We start from the raw sequence: 19,536 nt of genomic DNA, 5'->3' as shown, positions 1-19,536 counted from the left end.
CCGCTGTCATGCATCCGGCCCGATCTCCTGGAATACCCCGACATAGTAGCTTGTCTCCCCAAGATCATCCTTCACCGCATTAATCGTGAGATGCTCCAGATAGATGTCGCCGTTGCGCTTCTTATTCCAGATTTCGCCAACCCAACTGTCCTTCTCCTTCAACTGGTTCCACATCGATGCGTAGAAGGCCTGAGCATGGCGTCCGGACTTCAGAAATCCGGATTTCTGACCGACCGCCATCTCCGGCGTGTACCCGGTCACCGCCGTGAATGCCTGATTCACCGCTACGATAAAGCCCTTCTTGTTCGTAACAAGCACCGCCTGTGAGGCGTTGTCCATAATCTGCTCCGCCAGCTTCACCTTGTCCTGCCAATACAGGTAGAGCACGAGCAGGAGACTGCATAGAGCTACCATCGACAGAGCCATGAAGCCGATGGCGTAATGCCCGGTGATGGAGAGCAGCATCGCCAGCATCAGCGGCGGGAAAAATCCGCCAAGTCCCCCCAGCGCCGAGATCAGCCCATTCGCAATCCCGGATTGCTTCGAGAAGTATAGCGGGACTAACTTGAAAATGGCTCCATTCCCTAGGCCAGCACATAAACCTATTAATAGACAACCTATCGTATACAGGATGATGGACGGAGAAAAGGCGAGGACGATCCCCCCGACAGTCAACCCTGCAAAAACGATGACGAGCAGCTTGAACGGATTCACCTTATCCGCTAACCAGCCGCCGACTGGCCGCATGAACGTCGCCAGCGTGACGAACCCCGCCGTGCGCAGGCCCGCATCCACCTTGTCGATGCCGAAATGGCTGACGAGATGATTCGGCAGAAACACCGTAAAAGCGACAAAAGCACCAAACGTAATAAAATAAAAGAAACAAAGGAGCCACAGCTTTTCGTTGCGGTAGATTCCTTTGATCTGCTCCATCAGGGGAGCCTCTAACTTCTGTTCCCTCCGATCTCCGATCAAAAAGTTGGCCAGCGCGAATACGGCGAGCAGCAGCAAATAGAACTGCACCGTCGTCCGCCAGCCGAATTGGGTCGCCAGCAACGGCGCGAAAAAGGTGCTCAACGCCGATCCAAGGTTGCCTAGCCCGTAAATTCCATTGACGAAGCCGTGTTTCTCCCGCTCGTAATATTTCGGAAGCGACGTGACGCCGATAGAAAAGGTTGCGCCTGCGATTCCCAGAAATAGACCGCCGATCAACAGATCCGCGAAGCTCGACGCTGCGCTGATATAAAATACAGGCAGCAGCAAAACAACAAAACTGGCGAAAAACATGTTGCGCGCGCCATACCGGTTCGTCCAATACCCATAAGGGATTCGCAGCAGAGAACCCAATACGACCGGAACCGCTGTCACCATCGAAACCTGTCCGGGTGACAGCATCATATCCTCCTTAATGAATGCGATTAGTGAAGACAAGATGCCCCACACCGCAAAACCGGATAGCAGGCTTAGCGTTTGCAATGACAAGATTGATTTGGATGCCTTCATCCACATACCTCCCCGTTCTTCAATCCATCACGATCCATTATTGTGGGAGACGAGGGCAAAAAAAAGTGGGGAATTCCCTCATTTGACCGAAGGAGATTCCCCATCTGAACCAGGTGATTCAATTCCAATGCATCTCATCCAACAGCAATCGTGTCGGAACGACGAAGCGAACAGACTGTGTTGACTTTTTCGTGACGATTTCAAAATCGCATTTCAACGACCGAATTTGCTCCATGACCGGCAGGAACAGCTCTTCCGACAAAGTATGAAGAAGAAAACTGTTGAATTCGACGCAAGTATTTCCCGTCTCATCTTGCCCGATAACCAATTGCGCACTGACCGGTGGCGAGGAAATGCACGTATTGACAAGCACTTCAAGGATCGTCGCGAATTGTTCCTGCCGTTCCCGGGACAAACTCGTGACGCGCTGATCAAGCAGTTCGCAGGCTACGCCGGCCGACCTTGCGGCCTTAAGCAATCGGAGGATGGGACCGGCCGCCTGATTGGCAGGTTCCTGCTCTTGATCATGAGCGCCCGGCTCTGCTATCGTGTGAGGCTGCTCGCTCAGCTGCTCTCCATTCGCCTCTACTCGCATGGGAGACGGATTCTCCGATGCAGACGGATCCATCCTGCCGCAACATAAGCCCAGCTCGTCCTCCTCGTCATAGAACCGCCCGAGCGTCCTGGCACAGGACTGTACCCGTTCAATGTCATCTGCACTGAACTCTCTGAGGCTTCGTTGGCCCACGAGCAGCACGCCGTATGCCTTGCGGCGAACATCCGCTACCGAATCGACCGATACGCCAACACCAGAGCGCAAAGATTCCACGAGGAAGATCGGATACTCAAGCACCTCGTCCTGCACTTCCTCGGGAAATGCGGTGACAACATGAGGACGCTTCCCCTGCAGCACCTTCCCGGCCATCCCTCTGCCCATTCGAACCGTGATCATCTTGTACCGATCCGAGTTCGCTCCGAGCGCGAAGCGCCAATAGATGTCGCGATAATTGCCGTCCGCCAATGCGACTGCTGCGAAGTCAAGTCCCATGTCCCGCTTCAGCGCTTCCAATTCCCGCTGCACTTGCTGCTGCAGCGTCGGTTGGCAGGAGGGTTCGTTACTCAAAGTCCAGCAGCCCCCTTCTGTACGCGAATTTCATCAGCTCACGGCGGTTATTCAATTGCAGCTTATCCATCATATTCGCCTTATGGTTTTCCACGGTCTTCACGCTAATCGAGAGCAGATTGGCAGCTTCCTTGTTCGTATAGCCTTGGGCTACCAGAGTAAGTATTTCCTTCTCACGCTCTGTCAATGAATCGAAGGTATCCTTCACTTCGCCTGCTTGGCCTTGAAGATATCCTTCAATCACTTTTTTGGTCGCGGCCGGATGCAAGTATACGAGACCTTGATGGACCTGTTCGATTGCTTTGACAAGCTCTGAGACGGGGGCGGATTTCAAAATGTACCCGGAAGCCCCTGCCTTCAGCGCGCGGAATAAGTATTGCTCGTCATCATGCATCGTCAAAATAATAACCTTCACCTCGGGCAATGATTGCAGGAGCTCGCTCGTTGTAAATAATCCGTCGCGGCCGTTAGGCATGCTCAGATCCATCAAGACGATATCCGGCTTCATCTCAAGCGATAGCTTGATGCAAGACATGCCATCGGCTGCTTCCCCGACCACCGTAATGCCCGGCTTCGCATCCAGCACCGCGCGGAGTCCGCTCCGCACGACCGCGTGATCGTCGACAATCAATACGTTAATGTCCACAATTATTCCTCCTTAGCATCTGAACGAGCGCCGTCAAGCGGCACCCACACGTGAATGGACGTTCCCGCTCCCGGAGCAGACTGTATGTTGAACGCGCCGCCCAAGATGTTGACCCTTTCTTCCATACTGTACAACCCTACCCCCTTGCGAAGCTCGGGTGTGATCTCGAAGCCGATCCCATAATCGCGAATCGACAGCCACGCTTCTGCAGGCGCGAGCTTCAACTGCACATCCACTACGTCCGAATGTGAGTATTTTGCCGCATTGGTTAACGCCTCCTGTACAATCCGATAAAAGGCGGTCTCTTGCGTGGCCGGCATGCGGCTGCTGTCCCCGTTCACCTTGAAGTGAACCTGAATGCCGAATTTTTGACCATACGCGCGAAAATAAATGCGGAGCGCCGCGACGAGTCCGATATCATCCAAAGCCGCAGGACGCAATTCAGCGGACAAGTCGCGTATATCCTCGATCGTATGGCGTATCGCATCCTGCAATGTGTCCATCTGGTCGTCAATCGTATTCATATTCCCGCTCTCCGCCTCGTCTGTACCCGTCATCTCGTCTTCCAGCTGCTGCTTGACCATTTCCGTGTGAATGAGAATACTGTAGAGGGATTGGCCGATGCCATCGTGCAGCTCACGCGAGATCCGCTTGCGTTCATTTTCCTGCGCCGACAAGATTGAATGGGTAATCATCTTCGCAATCTGATGCTGCTCATCCAGCCGCGTCGCTTCTACTTCTTGCATGCGCAATATACTTAACTGGCCATGAACCGGATCGATATAATGAGATACGCTGGCGTTAACGGATTTCGGTTCGCCATCCGGAGTGACAAGCTGCAGCTCCGTCGGCTGTGATATCGTATCATGAGTGAAGCAATCCTGATACGAACATAGCTTGTTCAATCCCGGATAATTCGAGCACATGCCGCAGAAGTTGGATAACGCTGATTGTTCATCCAGCTTCAATATTGTCTGTGCAGCCTGATTCATGCGGATGATGTTCATCTCGCTGTCAAGCACCATGACACCGTCCGTCGTATGCTTGAACATGTTGGCGAGCTGTTCCTGCTCCGAACGGAGTCTGCGCCCTTGACTGTAAATAAGAAAGAAGAACAAGGTCGTAATAATCAGTACGAACAGAAATGTCGGAATATAGTGATGCCATTCACTATTCAATCCGCCCAGCGTTGCCCGAATGACGAGCACGATGATGAAGGTCGTACCGATCGTTAACATTCCGTTCCATACCATAAATCTGACAAACCCCGCTGTCTTTCGGAACATGAACATCGTTGTTCCCCCTAATAAAAATGAAAATATACATACGAAAGTCTATCACGAATGAGTCATGGTATCAAAATAAATGTAATGGCATGCTGCTGAAACGCTGATGCTCACAGTAACGGACGGCGTATTCTCAAAGCGGCTTGTGCACGCCGAATCGACCCGGTACGGTGTGTACGGGGTTCGTCTGTTCATCTGGGCGGCCGCAGCAAGCAGAGAAGCCGCCGTCACTGCTCGACGTCAGTGCTCCTCCCTCGTCGGAATTCCCGTTGATCGCTGAACCACAATGAAACAACGGATGGCCTGCCGCTGCAACCTGCCCCTTCATCTCGTCTTGAAACTAGTCTTCCACGTTTTCTGTCCTTTGATCGATGCCATGTCCATTCTATCTAAAAAGATAGCTCACCGTTCAAGCATGCTTTTTTGCCGATGCCATTCATCCGCAGCGGAGTTCCGCCAGGCGACCCAGCCAAGAGGCAGATCGGCCAGTTCCGCAACCGAGGGGTCGAGCCGCATCATTTCTTGCAGCGAAACGATGCGCCCTTCTTCTACAGAGACCGCTTCTCCATCATGGAACTGCCACATACCGTCCTCTGCGTCATGAGTAACATACACGACCGGATGCCTCCTGGCGAGCACTCTCAATGTAGTCAACACAGCCGTATGCCGTTCATCTGCGAACGGCCATTCCTTGCTCATGCCCATATCCACCTTTCGCTTCGATGTCATATCCGCTTCTTCTCATTTCTACTGAACTTGCTCCAATATATCCATCAAGGCCTCGGTAAATCTCGTCTTCTGATCTAGCATCGTGACATGCCCTGCATCCGGAATGGAATAAAATTGTTTGAGCGGGGCCTCTATCGTGGAGAAGTAATCCCGCGCCAGCGTATAGGGGGTCTGCCAATCCCGTTCTCCATGGATATAAAAGACGGGAACTTGATAGGCCGCTCCCAGAGCGGGCAGATCAAAGGATTCAACCAAGTACTTCCATATGTAATACTGTCCTTCTCCCATCGACTTGGCTTTGAAAAAAATGCTTGTATCCCGGAACGAATAAAACGGGGAACATAGGGCGCTAGCAACCAGTTCGAACGAGGGGCCTGCGGCAAGCTTATATTTACCTTGGTACTTGCGCAGCTTCAACATGGCCTTATACCATTCCTCCGTGAATTCCGGGAGCGGATATGCTTCCATGCGAAGAAGCGCTTCGGTATCCTTGCGGTTGCCGGCCGCTTGCGCCGCTTCCAGTGCCTTGTCGAAGCCGATGCGTTCATTGTCCAGCATATTGACCACCTGGCCGACACCGATATAGGCCTTCACCATCTCGGGATAGGCTTGGACGAACAGGCTGGCCAACACTGAGCCCCAGGAGTGGCCCATAATGATAATTTTCGCTTGGCCGTACTTTTTTTGCAGATGCTCCACGACTTCACGAGTATCCTGAACCATTTGCTCCACGGTCGTTGTCGGCGTAACCTGATCCGGATCGTTGCGGAGGTACGTTTTCCCGCTGTTCCTCTGATCCCAGTGGACGACGGTAACCCGCTTCTCCCACGGCAGTTGGAAATCCTGAGCGAAGGGGAGCATCGGCGATCCCGGGCCGCCATGCAGGAACAGCAAGACCGGATTGTCCGTGCTCTCGCCGCGGTGATGCAAATATTGCGGGATGCCGCCAATCGTCACGAACTCCCTGCAATCAATGTCTTTGCCCGCCGAAGAAATTCGGATCCGCTTTGAGCTCCTCTTTTTCTTCCATATAACATATCCCGCCAAGCCAGCAATCAACGCCGCCACTCCGCCTATTACTATCCATCCAATCCACATATGCGCCTCCTTTTTGCTAACCCGACATCAAATCGAAGCTGCGTCTGTCTTCTTCAAGACTTAATTCAGACGGGCAGATGAATTCCTCTTGCTTCGCGGAAATATTTGCCTGCCAACTTTAGACGCTGGACTGGATAGCTATCCCTTCCAAAGCTGTTATCGGGCGGTGCTGCTGCGCTTCTCCCCGTGCTGTATCCAACCGCCATCTGTCCGCAAACAAACCGTTGACAACGCCTGCGGCATTGTAATAAGATGGATGACAAATTCAAAGCGATGATCTGGAGCAGTAGCGTGAAGCTGGAGCCAACAGAGAGCTATCCCTTGGCTGGAAGGATGGCGGCTGCCATTACGTGAACGACACCAGAGAGCGCCGCCTGAACGCTGATGCCAGTAGGAGCGGACGGTCTCCCGCCGTTACAGGGGATGAGTGATCGCCATGTGCGATAATTAGGGTGGTACCGCGTGATTCAGACCTCGTCCCTTTTCGGGACGGGGTTTTTTTGCATTTCGGGAAAGGGGGTGATCACATGGACGACGGCGACGATGATGATGACAACAACAATATCGTCAACTCACGGAACAATCGAATTAGGAGGATGTTATCATGTCTATTAACAAGGAATCCGAAGTCCGTGTGCTTTGCTCCACGGTATCCCGTTGCGAAGGACGGCAAGTCACCATCCAAGGATGGGTGCACGGCCTGCGTCATCTGGGTAAGGTAGCCTTCATGGATGTCCGCGACCGCAGCGGTATCGTTCAATGTGTGCTGGAGGGAGAATGGCTTGACCTGTCGTTGACGCTGGAATCGGTCGTTACGGTCCATGGCCGGGCCGTCCCGGCAGCGCAGGCGGCGAACGGCATCGAAATTCATGCCGATCGGGTGGAAGTGCTGAATCGGGCCGCGTCCCCCCTTCCGTTCGATCTGAACAAGAAGCATTTGAAGGTTAGACTGGAGACGATGCTGGACCATCGCGTCCTGTCCCTGCGGCATAGAAAGGCTCATTCGATTTTTACGATTCAATCCGCGCTTGCGGGCGCCTTCCGGGAATACTTGACCCGGGACGGCTTTACCCAGATTTTTACGCCCAAAATCGTAGCCTCCGGCACGGAGGGCGGGTCCAATCTATTCCCGATCAATTACTTCGAGCATACCGCCTATCTCGCCCAATCTCCCCAGTTCTACAAGCAGATGATGGTGGGCGCCGGGTTTGAGCGCGTGTTCGAGATAGGGCCGGTCTACCGGGCCGAGGAGCATAATACGTCCCGTCACTTGAACGAGTATATTTTGCTGGATGCCGAAGTTGGATTTATTCGGTCCGAGGAAGAACTGATGAACCTGGAGCAGGAGCTGCTGAAGCATATGTTCGATACCGTCGCGCGTCAATGCGAAGATGAGTTCAACCTGCTCGAAGTCGAACCACTTGCGCTGACGGCGGACATTCCGCGCATGGCCGTTGCCGAAGCCCATCGCATTTTGGAACGGAAATACGGCAAGCTCTCGCCCAATGGCGATCTCGATCCGGAAGGGGAACGCCTCCTCTGCCAATACGTCGCGGAGAATAACCAGCCGGGCTTCGTCTTCCTGACCCGCTACCCGCGGGAGATTCGCCCTCTGTACGCGATGCCGGCCGCGGATGAACCGGAACTGACGGCATCCTTCGACCTGCTGATGGGCGGACTGGAGATTACGACCGGCGGCCAGCGGATTCATGAGCTGGATCAGCTCATCGCCTCGATCCGGAGCCGGGGCCTGAACCCGGAGCATTTCGACAGCTATCTGGAGCTGTTCCGGTACGGCATGCCGCCGCATGGCGGCTTCGCCATCGGGCTGGAGCGGCTGACCTCACGTCTGCTCGGCCTCGGCAATGTGCGGGAAGCTTCCGCTTTCCCGCGGGATCGCAACCGGCTGACGCCATAAGACAGAAAGGAACAAAGGCAAAGGGTTTCCGCTGCGGGAGCCCTTTGTCACTTATGCCGCAGCGGGGCTTCGGAACGAGGGGCGTATCGAAGCGATGGCTGGCTTCCATCATCAGAACCGCATGCCGCTCCCCCTCTCAAGGGAAGGGGGTGGCAATCGCGCAGTCTGGGCCGTCGGCCAATGTTTTCATTTTTCCCAGTCATCATCTCCCCCTCCGGTTGCAGCTCCCGAGATCAATTATTCCAGATAAATCCGCATTGGTAAATACGCCCAAATCGCTGAATCAGCTCCAATCTTTTTCCATCCTAAGTAAAAATCGCTTCGCCTGCACACATATCCGCGTCTCGCTCCACAACCCCCTCTTCTCAGGGTGAACCTCCCGCTTCAGTTATTTGCACTATTCTCCCATTGAATCAGGGCGATCTGGCGCTCAGCTCTTTGCACCATTATCCCATTGAGTCAGGGCGATCTGGCGCTCAGCTCTTTGCGCCATTATCCCATTAAATCAGGGCGTTTTCTCTCCAGCTCTTTGCGCCATTATCCCATTGAGTCAGGGCAGACTGGTGTTTCAGCTCTTTACGCCATTATCCCATCAAGTCAGGGCAGTCTCGTGCTTTAGCTCTTTGCGCCACTCCCATTAAATCAGGGCGTTCTGGTGCTTCAACTCTTTCCAGCTATGAACGTGACTTGTCAAGCTCCACTTCGAAAAGCTCAAATACTCGGCGCGAAGGCAAAATGCTAGTCGTCGGCTGGCACACTTCTATCCGTGGGTTGGGTACCACATTTTATACCTGCGACAAAGGGAGCTTGATGCTAGTCTTTACATTGGACACGGAAAACCGAGAGTGCCACAATAAAAGGAATTAAACTCGAGGTGTCCAACATGACTAAAAAGTACGACAAGGAATTCAAATTTCAAACCGTAAGACTCATCCAGGAAGAAGGGAAAACGGTGGCGCAGGTAGCCCGGGAAATGGGGTTGCATGAGAATACGTTGTACCGCTAGGTCGCCGAATTCAAGAGCAGTGGGAATCAGGCATTCCCCGGTAGCGGACAGCTTAAACCGGAGGATAAAGAACTCCGTGACCTTCAGAAGCGAATTCGCGATCTGGAAGAGGAGAACGAAATTCTAAAAAAGGCCATGCACTATTTCGCAAAGGACCGGCACTGATTTATCCATTCATCCACAGACACCGCTTGCAGTTCCGTGTCGCGAAGATGTGCTCTCTATTCGGCGTTTCCAAAAGCGGTTATTACGAATGGACGAAACGCAAAGAAAGCAACCGCAGCAAACGCCGTAAGCAGCTTGAGAAATTAATTCGTAGACTTTTCCTGGACTCCAGACAGTTATACGGAAGCCCAAAGATCTGGAACGCGTTGAAGCATCAAGGAGTACACATATCGTAGAAAAATTTTATCCCACTCCGCAGTCTTTTTTCCCTGCCCTGACCGGAAGGGATAATGCTTAAAAGGGGCGCTAGACCCTACCTATATACTCAACCTGGTTCAATGGGAGTCTGCATAAAAGGACTACAACTTACCACTTTCCTCTGCGCCTGACTCATGGGGAGACTGGCTATAAGGGACTCCAAGCACTAGGCCTCGTGACTCGCAGTGAACGTGAGCCATAAGGCAATCCGTACAAGATTCCCTGACCCAAGGGGAGATTCGTTATAAGACAAGCTCCCCCTATTGAGCCCCCTCCGAAGATGCGCTCCACTTCGCCTTCGCAGACGCATACAGACCCTGAACAACGGTTATCCGTTATTCAGGGCCTGTATGGACCAAATCATTTCATTGCTTGTGAGGGCCAACGGTTATGCCTCCAGCCATTTTCTCTGAAGCCGGGCGATCGCTTCGTACTCGTCCTCCAGCTTACGGAAGATGGAAATATATATCGGCAGCAATTCATGATAAATTGCAGCATTCTCCGGATTAGGCTGATGCTCGTGCGTGGACCCGACCATGCCGGACACCACCCCCAAGGAATCAGCCCTTCCGGTCGCATATAAGCCGAGCACGACAGCACCGAGACAAGAGCTCTCGAAGCTCTCCGGCACAATGACTTCCTGATCGAATATATCCGCCATCATCTGCCGCCACAGGGCCGAGCGGGCGAAGCCGCCGGTCGCATGGATTTTGCGCGGACGTCCCATCTGCTCTTCCATCGCCAGCAGCACGGTATACAGATTGAAAATTACGCCCTCGAGAACGGCCCGGATCATATGCTCCTTCCGGTGATGCATTGTCAAGCCGAAGAAGGAGCCGCGCGCATTCGGATTCCAGAGCGGCGCCCGCTCCCCGGTCAGATACGGATGGAAGAGCAAGCCATCCGCCCCCGGCCTTACTTGCTCTGCTATCGTCGTCAGCAGATCATAGGAATCGATGCCGAGCCGCTTCGCGGCCTCTACCTCCGAAGCAGCCAGCTCATCCCGTACCCAGCGGAACAGCATCCCGCCGTTATTGACTGGGCCTCCGATAACCCAATGCTTGTCCGTCAAGGCGTAACAAAAAATTCTTCCCTTCGGGTCGGTTACCGGATGATCGACAACCGTGCGAATCGCGCCGCTCGTGCCGATGGTCGCTGCGACGACGCCCGGCTCAATCGCATTGACCCCCAGATTGGAGAGAACGCCGTCGCTGGCTCCCACGATCCCGGGCGTTGAGGCGGCGACTCCCATGGCATCCGCATAGGCCGCATTCATATTCTTCAACTGGTAGGTTGTCGGCACGATGGTCGACAGCTTCGCCGGGGAGATGCCGGCAAGCTGGAGCGCCTCTTCATCCCAATCCAGCTTCTCCAAGTTCAGCATGCCGGTAGCCGAAGCAATCGAATAGTCGACCACATATTCGCCGAACAGCTTGGCGACAACATACTCTTTGATGGAGATAAATTTATACGTCTTGCCGAACAGCTCCTGCTCTTCATGCCGCATCCACATTAGCTTCGTAAGCGGAGACATTGGATGAATCGGCGTTCCCGTGCGCAAGTACAAGTCATGTCCGACCTGTTCCCGCTTCAGCCGCGCTGCATATTCGCCGCTCCGGTTATCCGCCCAGGTAATGCAAGGCGTAAGCGGTCTGCCTTCGGCATCGACAGCGATCACGCTGTGCATCGCCGAGCTGAAGGAGAGGAACAGAATGTCATCCGGTTCGGCTCCGCTCTCCGACATCGCCTGACGAACGGAACGGAGGACCGCCTGGAAGATTTGCTCCGGATCCTGCTTGGCGATCGTCGAATTCGGTGTGTACAGGGGGTATTCCTCACTGCCTCTGGCGACCGCTTGGCCGTTCTCCTCGAACAAGACCGCCTTGGTGCTCGTCGTCCCCATATCGATGCCGATCATGTACTTTTTCCTGCTCATAGGTACTACCTTCTTTCCCGTCATTCTCCTGCTCTTATACCACTGTACTGAGGAGGAGTATAAAAATCAATCCAACCACCGACAGCACAGTCTCCATCACGGTCCATGACTTCAACGTCTGCGGAACGGACATATTGAAGAACTCCTTCACCATCCAGAAGCCGGCATCATTCACATGGGACAGCACAATCGAGCCTGCCCCGGTCGCCAGCACGACCAGTTCCACGTTCACGCCCGGATTCAGCGGCAGCACTGGCGCGACGATACCGGCCGCCGTCGTCATGGCGACGGTCGCCGATCCGGTAGCGACGCGGATAAGTGCGGCTACGAACCAGGCGAACAGAATGATATTGATGTTGGCCTGAGTGGCAATGGCAGCGATTGCATCTCCAACGCCGCTATTAATCAGCACTTGCTTGAAGGCTCCGCCCCCGCCGATAATCAGAATGATTGTCGCCGTAGGCGCAAGACATTCGCTCGTGAAGCGGGAGATATCCTCTTTCTTGAAGCCTCTGGCGAAGCCAAGCGAGAAGAACGAGAATACAACCGAGATCAGCAAGGCGATAATCTCATGGCCAATGAACTCACAGAATACGGTCCAGCCGCTAACCCCTTCCGGATCGACAATATTGGCAATCGACCCGATTAGCATCAGAATAACCGGCAGCAAGATAGTGAAGAGTGTGATGCCGAAGCCGGGCAGCTGACGCTCGTTCTTCAGGGCGAACTGCTCTGCCAGCTTCGCCGGCGGCTCGACTTGGATACGCTTACCGATGTATTTGCCGAATACAGGGTCCGCAATGATCGCCGTCGGCAATCCGATCAGCAGCGAGTACAGAATTGTTTTTCCGAGGTCCGCTTGATAGGCATCAATCGCGATCATCGGTGCCGGATGCGGCGGCACAAGCCCATGCACCGTCGACAGGCCGGCCAGAATCGGAATCCCGATTTGCAGAAGCGACATTTTCGTTTTGCGGGCCACGGTGAATACGATAGGAATCAACAGAATGACACCGACTTCGAAGAACACCGGAATTCCGACAATAAATCCGACGAGCATCATCGCCCAGTGGACGCGCTTCTCGCCGAACTTGTCAACCAGCGTAGACGCGATCTGTTCCGCTCCGCCGGATTCCGCCATCATTTTGCCAAGCATCGTCCCGAGTGCGATAACGATCGCGATCGTGCCCAGCGTTCCGCCCAGGCCGCTCGTGATAGACTTGACCACTTCGAGCGGCTGCATGCCGGTGAGCAGACCGAGCAGGAGCGCAGACAGAAGCAGGGTGACAAAAGGATTCCATTTGAATTTGGCAATGAACACAATAAGAAACACGATCGCAACCAGCGTCCATAGTAGCAGGGTTACGTTATTGCTTAATCCGAATAGCGTACTCATGTTGCAGAACCCTCCCTTAACCATACCTATCTTGTTAACTTGTCCTAAACCATACTGTATACTTGTCGACAACTTGAGTAAGCAGAAGCCCGATATCGGCTTCCTGCTCCCTATTGCGGCAAGCTAATATGAAGCGTCCGGCGCGAATCCGCAAAATAAGCTTGAACCACCTGCTGTATTTTGTTCGCGTCCTTGGATTCCAGGCCCCGCACAATGGTCCGGTGCTTCTCGATGACGGTACGGAGCTTGTCCTCTCCCTCGGAGAAGATTTCTTCCGTCGTAATAAGCATGACACTCATCACAATTTGGCGGATGCTAGTCCACAGATGCATAATGCGGTTATGATCTGCCGCCGCGATAATTGCCTCGTGAAAAGACAAATCCTGAAAAGCGAAATCGGTTACATCGCGATACTTCACAGCCAGCTCCATCTTATCGATTATCTGATTCAGCTTCACAATAAGCCGTTCCTGATCCGCACTCACCAGCCTCTGCTGTACGAAGCTCTCGATTAGGAACCGGACATCATACAACTCCTCGACATCCTTCATGCTGAGGCCGAGCACGACCGCGCCCATTCGTTCCAACCGGATAAGACCTTCGTTAGACAACGTTTTCAACGCTTCCCGGACCGGCGAGCGGCTCGTACCGAAGTCGGCAGCGATTCGGTTCTCCGAGATGATCTCGCCGGGCTTTACTGTTCCATTTATGATGTGCAGACGCAGCTCGCAGGCGATCGATTCCCCGAGGGAAGCGCCCTGCAGCCATTCTTGTGGATAATGCATCGAACTCCAACTCTCCTAATGAAATAAATAATGTCCCCAATGAACAAAATCAGATACTATCAAATTCTATCATACATTCACTGGAATATTCCATTAGGTTGATGCTCGCGCAGGCTTGTTCAGCCGTTTTTCTCCACCTGATGCCCGCCGAATTCATTCCGCAGCGCAGCGACCACCTTGCCGTGGAACGTATCCGACTCCAACGAACGATATCTCATGAAGAGAGACATCGCGATGACCGGTGCGCTTGCCTGCAGATCCAATGCCGTCTCGACGGTCCATTTGCCTTCGCCCGAGCTCTGCATCACGCCGCGGATGCCTTCGAGACGAGGATCCTTCGCGAACGCATTCTGCGTCAAGTCCATCAGCCAGCTGCGGATGACCGATCCGTTCGACCATACACGGGCAACCGATTCATAGTCGAATTCAAAATCGCTCTTATCCAACAGCTCGAATCCTTCAGCGATCGACTGCATCATTCCGTACTCAATGCCGTTGTGGACCATTTTCAGAAAATGTCCGCTGCCGCTCTTGCCCCCATACAGATAACCTTGTTCCACCGCGATATCCCGGAATAACGGCTCCAGCAGCTTGAATACCTCTTCCTTACCGCCAATCATGAAGCATCCGCCATGGGCAGCGCCTTCGGTGCCGCCCGATGTGCCTACATCCATATAATGAATACCATGCTGCTGCAGCTTCTCGCCGCGGGCGACTGACTGCTTGTAATGCGAATTGCCTCCGTCAATGACGATGTCCCCCTGCGTCAGGAGCGGAATAAGCGTCTCAATGACATGATCCACGGTTCCGCCGGCCGGTACCATCATCCACACGATCTTCGGTGACGGCAGCTTGGAGACAAGCTCCTCAATCGAATCCGCTGCAATCGCTCCCAATTCCGCCGCTTTCTGACGCGGGTCCGGATTCACATCATATGCGGCAACCTGGTGCCCATGCCGAAGCATGTTGTTTACCAGATTGAAACCCATCTTGCCGAGTCCTATCATGCCTATATTCATGCTGTCTCTTCACTCCTTGAATTACACTACAAGTATACTTGTATACAACTTTTGCAGTTCCTATCTTACCTTGTTCTCGGGAATCTGTAAAGAAGAAATTTGTAAGCGATTTCGATATATCTACTTTGGCCGAATCGTCGACCGAGTATGCGCTAGTGATAATGACTTGCTCTAGGGACAGATTACACATAGGACGAACGAAAAATTGGCACAATATGTAGAACATATCATTTTCCTTATAAGGATGTGGAGCAGGGCACGATCACCCAGATGAAAGGAAGAGACGGTTCATGAAGGACGATATACAGGAGATACATGACTTATTTGATTCCTTATCGGTTGCCTGGAACCATGGAGACGGCAAAGCATATGGACTCTGCTTCACGGAAGATGCCGATTATGTCACTTTTCACGGAGAGCATATTACAGGGAGAGACAACATTGCGGACATGCATTATAAGCTGTGGGAAGGAGTGCTTCGAGGCTCGACCCTTAGCGGAAAAATAACAAATCTGCGCTTCATTGCGCCGGATACGGCCATTTTCCATGCGGTCGGCGTCGTCCAGCTCCGCTGGAATAAGCGTGCGTCCAAAAAAAGAAATTCAATGAACACGAACGTGGCCGTAAAACAGAACGGGAAGTGGAAAATAGCCGCCTTCCATAATTGCCGCATCCAGGTTCCGAGCGTCATGCATAAAGTGATGATGAAGCTGATGACGCCCTAGCAGCCGGTTCGGGTTGGATAAGGGGGCCGAACGCTGCCCCCGCCCTTGCACATCATACCTACAGCCGCTCCGCGGCCCGTGCCAGACGCTCCATCGCTTCCTCGATGACCGCCCGGCGCGAGGTCATATTAAGCCGCATAAATCCGCTGCCTTCCTTCCCGAAGGCATGACCTTCACTTAACCATACTTTGGCCTCGTTCAGCGCCCAGGCATTCAGTTCCTTGTCCGTCATCCCGAAGCTCCGCCAATCGAGCCACTTCAAATACGTTCCTTCCTGGGCGAAGGTCTTCACCTGCGGAATGCGCTCGGCGACAAACTGCTCAATATATTGGCTGTTCCCTTCAATATACTTCAGAGCTTCGTCGAACCATGCCTCTCCCTTCGAATATCCGGCAATCGTCGCCTCAATGGCGCCCAGATCGAGCGCAGCAACTCCGGCGCTTTCCACCGCCTTCCGGTATTTCTGGCGCAGCCCTTCTTCTTCTATGAAAATATTGCCCATTTTGAAGCTCGCGATGCTGAACGTCTTGCTCGGAGATGTCGCCGTAATCGTCCGTGCCGCAACATCCGGGGAGAGCGTCGCAATCGGAATATATTGATGATCGCCATAAGTGAAATCATGGTGGATATCATCCGAGAAAATGATGACGTCATGCTCCAGGCACAACTCGGCCAATTTCTGCAGCTCGTCCCGCTTCCATACCCGTCCTACCGGGTTGTGCGGGTTGCAGAGGAAGAACAGCTTGAGCGCCGGGTCCTTCACTTTCTGCTCGAAATCCTCGAAATCGATCTCATACCGGCCATCAACCAGCTTGAGCGGATTCGTAACGAGCGTTGCCCCGTTGGATTGAATCATTTTGGCGAATTGAGGGTAGACCGGCGTCTGGATCATCACCTTGTCCCCCGGCGCCGTCAAGGCCCGGACAGCGAACCCCATAGCCGGTACCACGCCCGGCGTCAGCACGAACCATTCCTTGGCGACATCCCACTGATGCCGGCGCTTCATCCAGTCGATGACGGCTGAATAATACCGGTCGGTACACAAGGTATATCCATAGCTCGGCTTGCCCATGCGGGTCACAAGCGCCTCCTGGATCGCCGGCGCCGCCGGGAAATCCATATCCGCAACCCACAGCGGGATACACCCTTCCTGTGATGGGTTGAAAGGCACTGCTTTGAGGGCGTCGAATGCCGCCCGATCGATTGTCTTCTCGAAATCGTACATGATTTATCCTCCTCTTCATCATAAACATAACAAGCTATTGGCTGATATCAAAGAATCTGACCTCTGCTTAAGTCGCCGCAGTGCCAGTCTTCGCATACCGGCGTTCCATAATTGCGAGCCGCGTGAACAGGCAGACCGCGCCCACGGCCAGGCCGCTGATAAGACCGATCCAATATCCGTATGCAGCAAGCGTGGTGAACTTGGCCAGCACGAAGCCGACCGGAAGTCCGATAGCCCAATAAGACATCAGGGCGATCAAAAATACCGCGTTCACATCTTTATACCCCCGCAGCACTCCTTGGACCGGAGCGGCCACCGCATCGGACAGTTGAAAAAATATCGCATATATTAGAAATGACTCGGTCAGCAGCCGCACCCCCGGCTCATCGGAGTACATGCCGGCGACCTTGTGGTTGAACAGGAGCAACAGCACAGCGAACAGGGATGCAAGGGTCACGGCAGAGAAAATGCCAATGCGCGTATACTGCTTCGCATCGGAAAACCGCTTCGCCCCCGCCTCGAAGCCGATAACGATCGTCAAGGCCATCGCAATGCTCATCGGCAGCATATAGAGCAGCGACGCGAAATTCAATGCAGCCTGATGCGCCGCAATCGTATTCGTGTCATACTCGCTCATGAACAGCGTTACCGCCGCGAAGATGCTGACCTCGAAAAAGATGGACAGCCCGATCGGCGTGCCGATGCGAAGAATCTCTTTCCAGCGGGAGAAGGAGATCCCTCCCCACTGCCTCAGCATGCCCATCGATTGCATCATCGCATTGCCGCGCAAGAACAGAAAGGCGACAATGACAATAATGAGATATGTAATCGCAGTCGCGATCCCGGCGCCGATGCCCCCCATTTCCGGAAATCCGAATTTCCCGAAAATAAAGAAATAGTTGAGAGTGACATTGACGGGGAAGGACAGCAGCGTGATGAACATCGTAACCCGGGTCTGTCCGAGACCGTCAATGCTTGCCCGGAAGACTGTATAAAGAAATGCCGGAATGACACCGAAGCCGAGCGCAATAAGATACTCCTTCGCGACCCGATGAACTTCCGTCTCCAAACTCATGGCGGACAGAACTGGCTCCAGAACGAACGAGCCGACCAGAATGACGACAGCGCCGACGATGACGGACAGATACGCTGCCTGGGTTACACTCGGCGCCACTTCCCCCTTCCGGCCTGCCCCCATATGATGGGCGATGATCGGGGTGACGGCGAGGAAGATCCCGCTTATGCCAGTGTAGACGGGAGCCCAGATGCTGCCGCCGATCGCGACGCCAGCCAGATGGGTCGCGCTATATTTGCCGGACATGACCGTATCGAAAAAGGACATGAGTTGCATGGCAACCTGTGTAACGAAGATTGGCAATAAAATATGCAACAGCTGAACGATTTTTTGTTGCTGCGTAAAAGTTTGCTTCATGATGTTGCCTGCTCCTTAACTGTCATATTGTTTCAGCTCGCATAAGGCCGAGATCGGCCGCTCTGCCCCGGCAACAAGGAGATAATTGCATGCGCGTAGAACACCTCACCCATTGTAACATCAAACGGAATCTTTTGCTTGGGAACGCAGGTTCGGTTACAATATAGACGAGGAAAGGAGTGCTCGACCGATGATGACGATTCAGAAAGCGAAGGATCGGGCGGCCCTGAATGCCAAGCTGCCTGCCTTGCCATGGTACATCCAGCAATTTATCGAATACAAGCTGCCGGATCTGTCCCCTTCGTCGCTGCTGGAATATGTGCGGGATTACGAGATTTTTTTGGGCTGGCTCGTGGCAGAGCGCCTCACCGAAGCGGAGCAGACGCGGGATGTGACGCTTGCCGATCTGGAGCAGCTTCGGATGGAGCATATTACGTCCTTCCGCATTTATTTGACGACATACAAAGAAACGGCCAATTCGAGAGTGACGGTATCCCGCAAGCTCTCCTCGCTTCGCTCTCTATTTCACTACTTGAGCCAGATTGCGGAGGACGAGCAATTTTACCCGTTGTTGAAGCGGAACGTCATGGCCAAGATCGAGATCAAGCGCGTACATAAGCCGAAGGATACGGCAGCGAAGCTGAAGGGCAAGCTTCTGGAGGAGCAGGAACTGGACGAATTCGTCGAATATGTCCGAACCGGATACGCTCATGACGTCACCGACAATAAGCAGGCATCTTATGCCCATGCTCTCAATGCGGTGCGCGATGCGGCGATCGTCAGCCTTATCCTGAACTCCGGGCTGCGGGTAAGCGAAGTCGTCAACTTGAATATGGACGATATCGATATGAACCGGAAGCTAGTCAACGTCTACCGCAAAGGCCATAATGACGACACCTTCAAGACGCCGGTCTATTTCCGCGACAGCGCCAAGCAGCATCTGCAGGATTATATCGACCTCAGATCCGAGCGCTATGCAGCCCCGAAAAAGGAACGCGCCTTCTTCCTCGCCATCAAGAACGGGGAGACCGAAGGCAAACGGATGACAAAGCGGGCCATGCAGCAGATGATTCTCAAATACGCGAAGCGGTTCGGCAAGCCGGCCCTCACCGTTCATAAGCTGCGCCACTCCTTCGCGACGGACTATTATTTGCAAAATGATATTTACAAGACGAAGGAGCAGCTCGGCCATGCTTCGACGGAGACGACCGAGATCTACGCCCATCTGACGGACAAGACGATGTCCGAGGCGATCGAGCGCCGGGGAGAGGAATAGCCGCAGCGCT

17 protein-coding genes and 1 other annotated feature are annotated in these 19,536 nt (G+C 53.6%); of the genes, 5 read left to right on the top strand and 12 right to left on the bottom strand.

The features are described 5' to 3' along the window. Positions 1-6: 6 nt before the first annotated feature. From DQX05_RS18595 to DQX05_RS18570, 6 genes are all read right to left on the bottom strand, one after another. Positions 7-1,503, bottom strand: a complete 1,497-nt coding sequence (locus DQX05_RS18595) for a nitrate/nitrite transporter (protein ID WP_119795000.1) — start codon at positions 1,501-1,503, stop codon at positions 7-9. Between the two features lie 118 nt (positions 1,504-1,621). Further along, positions 1,622-2,626, bottom strand: a complete 1,005-nt coding sequence (locus DQX05_RS18590; protein ID WP_119794999.1) for a GAF domain-containing protein — start codon at positions 2,624-2,626, stop codon at positions 1,622-1,624. After that, a complete protein-coding gene (locus DQX05_RS18585; RefSeq protein WP_119794998.1) occupies positions 2,619-3,272 on the bottom strand; it encodes a response regulator in 654 nt (217 codons plus the stop codon). Before DQX05_RS18585 ends, DQX05_RS18590 begins: the two co-directional genes overlap by 8 nt. 2 nt (positions 3,273-3,274) lie before the next feature. After that, positions 3,275-4,564: a sensor histidine kinase gene (locus DQX05_RS18580; RefSeq protein ID WP_119794997.1), complete on the bottom strand. Its 1,290-nt coding sequence runs from the start codon at positions 4,562-4,564 to the stop codon at positions 3,275-3,277. 396 nt (positions 4,565-4,960) lie between these two features. Then, positions 4,961-5,287, bottom strand: coding sequence for a hypothetical protein (locus tag DQX05_RS18575; protein WP_259392094.1), 327 nt, complete (start codon positions 5,285-5,287; stop codon positions 4,961-4,963). An 18-nt stretch (positions 5,288-5,305) separates the two neighbouring features. Then, complete coding sequence (locus tag DQX05_RS18570) at positions 5,306-6,385, bottom strand: alpha/beta fold hydrolase (protein WP_119794996.1); 1,080 nt, start codon at positions 6,383-6,385, stop codon at positions 5,306-5,308. Between the two features lie 264 nt (positions 6,386-6,649). Continuing rightward, positions 6,650-6,870: a binding site (T-box leader), on the top strand. A 119-nt stretch (positions 6,871-6,989) separates the two neighbouring features. Here DQX05_RS18570 and aspS point away from each other — a divergent pair. The 3 genes from aspS (at position 6,990) to DQX05_RS33235 (ending at position 9,710) form a co-directional block, all read left to right on the top strand. After that, positions 6,990-8,303 carry an aspartate--tRNA(Asn) ligase gene (gene aspS / locus DQX05_RS18565; RefSeq protein WP_119794995.1) on the top strand — a complete coding sequence of 438 codons (1,314 nt, stop codon included), beginning with the start codon at positions 6,990-6,992 and terminating at the stop codon, positions 8,301-8,303. Between the two features lie 883 nt (positions 8,304-9,186). Further along, positions 9,187-9,309 carry a transposase gene (locus tag DQX05_RS18560; protein ID WP_119794994.1) on the top strand — a complete coding sequence of 41 codons (123 nt, stop codon included), beginning with the start codon at positions 9,187-9,189 and terminating at the stop codon, positions 9,307-9,309. A 212-nt stretch (positions 9,310-9,521) separates the two neighbouring features. Continuing rightward, complete coding sequence (locus DQX05_RS33235; RefSeq protein ID WP_119794993.1) at positions 9,522-9,710, top strand: IS3 family transposase; 189 nt, start codon at positions 9,522-9,524, stop codon at positions 9,708-9,710. A gap of 410 nt (positions 9,711-10,120) precedes the next feature. Here the strand turns inward: DQX05_RS33235 and gntK are convergent, their stop codons facing one another. The 4 genes from gntK to gnd form a co-directional block, all read right to left on the bottom strand. After that, complete coding sequence (gene gntK / locus DQX05_RS18550; RefSeq protein ID WP_119794992.1) at positions 10,121-11,668, bottom strand: gluconokinase; 1,548 nt, start codon at positions 11,666-11,668, stop codon at positions 10,121-10,123. Positions 11,669-11,702: 34 nt separating this feature from the next. Further along, the gene (locus DQX05_RS18545; RefSeq protein ID WP_119794991.1) at positions 11,703-13,064 is read right to left on the bottom strand and encodes a GntP family permease; all 1,362 of its coding nucleotides are present in this window, start codon (positions 13,062-13,064) and stop codon (positions 11,703-11,705) included. Positions 13,065-13,174: 110 nt separating this feature from the next. Then, on the bottom strand, positions 13,175-13,849 hold the full coding sequence (locus DQX05_RS18540; RefSeq protein WP_119794990.1) for a GntR family transcriptional regulator: 675 nt from the start codon (positions 13,847-13,849) through the stop codon (positions 13,175-13,177). 119 nt (positions 13,850-13,968) lie between these two features. Continuing rightward, positions 13,969-14,868 (bottom strand): phosphogluconate dehydrogenase (NAD(+)-dependent, decarboxylating), encoded by a 900-nt coding sequence (gnd, locus tag DQX05_RS18535; protein WP_119794989.1) that lies wholly within the window; start codon positions 14,866-14,868, stop codon positions 13,969-13,971. Between the two features lie 290 nt (positions 14,869-15,158). On the opposite strand from gnd, the gene DQX05_RS18530 reads away from it, so the two are divergent. After that, positions 15,159-15,593 (top strand): SgcJ/EcaC family oxidoreductase, encoded by a 435-nt coding sequence (locus tag DQX05_RS18530; protein ID WP_119794988.1) that lies wholly within the window; start codon positions 15,159-15,161, stop codon positions 15,591-15,593. 58 nt (positions 15,594-15,651) lie between these two features. On the opposite strand, the gene DQX05_RS18525 is transcribed toward DQX05_RS18530, so the two are convergent. Then, positions 15,652-16,818 (bottom strand): MalY/PatB family protein, encoded by a 1,167-nt coding sequence (locus DQX05_RS18525; RefSeq protein ID WP_119794987.1) that lies wholly within the window; start codon positions 16,816-16,818, stop codon positions 15,652-15,654. Between the two features lie 67 nt (positions 16,819-16,885). Continuing rightward, positions 16,886-18,250, bottom strand: a complete 1,365-nt coding sequence (locus tag DQX05_RS18520; RefSeq protein ID WP_119794986.1) for an MATE family efflux transporter — start codon at positions 18,248-18,250, stop codon at positions 16,886-16,888. A gap of 193 nt (positions 18,251-18,443) precedes the next feature. Here DQX05_RS18520 and xerS point away from each other — a divergent pair, with 193 nt between their 5' ends. Continuing rightward, complete coding sequence (gene xerS / locus DQX05_RS18515; protein ID WP_119795068.1) at positions 18,444-19,526, top strand: tyrosine recombinase XerS; 1,083 nt, start codon at positions 18,444-18,446, stop codon at positions 19,524-19,526. Positions 19,527-19,536 lie beyond the last annotated feature (10 nt).

The sequence above is a fragment of the Paenibacillus thiaminolyticus genome (genome assembly GCF_003591545.1).
Classification (GTDB): Bacteria; Bacillota; Bacilli; order Paenibacillales; family Paenibacillaceae; genus Paenibacillus_B; species Paenibacillus_B thiaminolyticus_A.
The sequence above is the reverse complement of the archived record's forward strand: the minus strand, read 5'-3'. Positions and strand labels throughout refer to the sequence as shown.

What these genes read in the sequence shown, in the direction of transcription:
- DQX05_RS18595 (WP_119795000.1), bottom strand. Translation starts at nt 1,503, where the DNA reads ATGAAGGCATCCAAATCAATCTTGTCATTGCAAACGCTAAGCCTGCTA.
- DQX05_RS18540 (WP_119794990.1), bottom strand. Translation starts at nt 13,849, where the DNA reads ATGCATTATCCACAAGAATGGCTGCAGGGCGCTTCCCTCGGGGAATCG.
- DQX05_RS18560 (WP_119794994.1), top strand. Translation starts at nt 9,187, where the DNA reads ATGACTAAAAAGTACGACAAGGAATTCAAATTTCAAACCGTAAGACTC.
- gntK (WP_119794992.1), bottom strand. Translation starts at nt 11,668, where the DNA reads ATGAGCAGGAAAAAGTACATGATCGGCATCGATATGGGGACGACGAGC.
- gnd (WP_119794989.1), bottom strand. Translation starts at nt 14,868, where the DNA reads ATGAATATAGGCATGATAGGACTCGGCAAGATGGGTTTCAATCTGGTA.
- DQX05_RS18525 (WP_119794987.1), bottom strand. Translation starts at nt 16,818, where the DNA reads ATGTACGATTTCGAGAAGACAATCGATCGGGCGGCATTCGACGCCCTC.
- DQX05_RS18580 (WP_119794997.1), bottom strand. Translation starts at nt 4,564, where the DNA reads ATGTTCATGTTCCGAAAGACAGCGGGGTTTGTCAGATTTATGGTATGG.
- DQX05_RS18570 (WP_119794996.1), bottom strand. Translation starts at nt 6,385, where the DNA reads ATGTGGATTGGATGGATAGTAATAGGCGGAGTGGCGGCGTTGATTGCT.
- DQX05_RS18530 (WP_119794988.1), top strand. Translation starts at nt 15,159, where the DNA reads ATGAAGGACGATATACAGGAGATACATGACTTATTTGATTCCTTATCG.
- aspS (WP_119794995.1), top strand. Translation starts at nt 6,990, where the DNA reads ATGTCTATTAACAAGGAATCCGAAGTCCGTGTGCTTTGCTCCACGGTA.
- DQX05_RS18575 (WP_259392094.1), bottom strand. Translation starts at nt 5,287, where the DNA reads ATGACATCGAAGCGAAAGGTGGATATGGGCATGAGCAAGGAATGGCCG.
- xerS (WP_119795068.1), top strand. Translation starts at nt 18,444, where the DNA reads ATGACGATTCAGAAAGCGAAGGATCGGGCGGCCCTGAATGCCAAGCTG.
- DQX05_RS18545 (WP_119794991.1), bottom strand. Translation starts at nt 13,064, where the DNA reads ATGAGTACGCTATTCGGATTAAGCAATAACGTAACCCTGCTACTATGG.
- DQX05_RS33235 (WP_119794993.1), top strand. Translation starts at nt 9,522, where the DNA reads ATGTGCTCTCTATTCGGCGTTTCCAAAAGCGGTTATTACGAATGGACG.
- DQX05_RS18520 (WP_119794986.1), bottom strand. Translation starts at nt 18,250, where the DNA reads ATGAAGCAAACTTTTACGCAGCAACAAAAAATCGTTCAGCTGTTGCAT.